Origin of the sequence: Halobacillus sp. A1 (assembly GCF_024189295.1) — a bacterium.
Taxonomy (GTDB): domain Bacteria; phylum Bacillota; class Bacilli; order Bacillales; family Halobacillaceae; genus Halobacillus_A.
Genome location: NZ_JAIZEN010000060.1, coordinates 1 through 985, shown reverse-complemented (window position 1 = coordinate 985; position 985 = coordinate 1). Strand labels below are relative to the sequence as shown.

Genomic DNA, 985 nt, shown 5'->3' with positions numbered 1-985 from the left:
ACATTGGTAGTTTCGTAGTGAAGCGATGATTTGACGTGAAATGTAGCCGACCGTTCCTTCCACGCTGGCCTTGTCTTTTGGCTTTCGAACCCGACTGGGAACAATGATGGTACGATAGTAATCTGCCAGTTCACGATAGGCTTCGTTAAGGAGGGGATCTAATCGTTTGGCTTTAATCACTCCCGTCTTTAGGTTGTCAGGTACCAGAGTTTCAGGCACCCCACCAAAATATTCAAAAGCTCGAATATGAGCGGACAACCAATTGGGTGACTTCATATCCAAAAATGCTTCTACGTAGCTTAATTGACTGTAAGGTAAAGTCGCAATAAAGACATAGGCTGGAATTTGTTCCCCCGTAGAACGATCAATTAGATGTAAGGTGGAACCTGCCCAATCCACTTCCAAGATTTCTCCTGGCTTTCTGCGAATAGGCATCGTCAATTTGTACTTCTTCGCATATTTCCCATACTGTTCACAAAACGTCCTGTAAGCGTAAGGGATTTTCCCGCCTTCGCGTGCTTCTGCCGCATACTCATGATGCAATAATGCCAAAGTGACATTCTTTTTTTGCAGCTCTTTATGAACCTTCTCCCACTCGATAGGAAAGTACCCCTTTTCGCTAGCCTGCTTCTCGGGGAAGAGAAGCTCCTCCAACCATCGGTTGGTCGTGGTGTCGTTCAAATTTTCTAAGCCGTGTTTCTTGGCCCGCCGAATGACCTCAGAAACTGTATTTCGCGAATGACCAGTGCTTGAACTAATGGTACGTTGACTGACCCCGTCGAAATACAGCTCGAGGATTTTACGACAATTAATCATAAAAAAACCTCCTGTATAAGATTGTCATGCCTGTTGGCATGCAAATTTTATTATACAAGAGGTTAATTATTTAGTAGGGTGGCTTTTATCCCTGCATTTACCGGCTCTATCGTCCGCACTGAGTGGCTCAAAACTCCGCACAGATGGCTCAATTCGTATGCAATAATCA

The 985-nt window shown here is 44.6% G+C and carries 1 protein-coding gene; it reads right to left on the bottom strand.

The genetic code is table 11. The features are described 5' to 3' along the window. Positions 1-816: IS21 family transposase (istA, locus tag LF817_RS19960; RefSeq protein WP_253937565.1), on the bottom strand; the 816-nt coding region annotated here is incomplete at its 3' end. Positions 817-985: the final 169 nt, after the last annotated feature.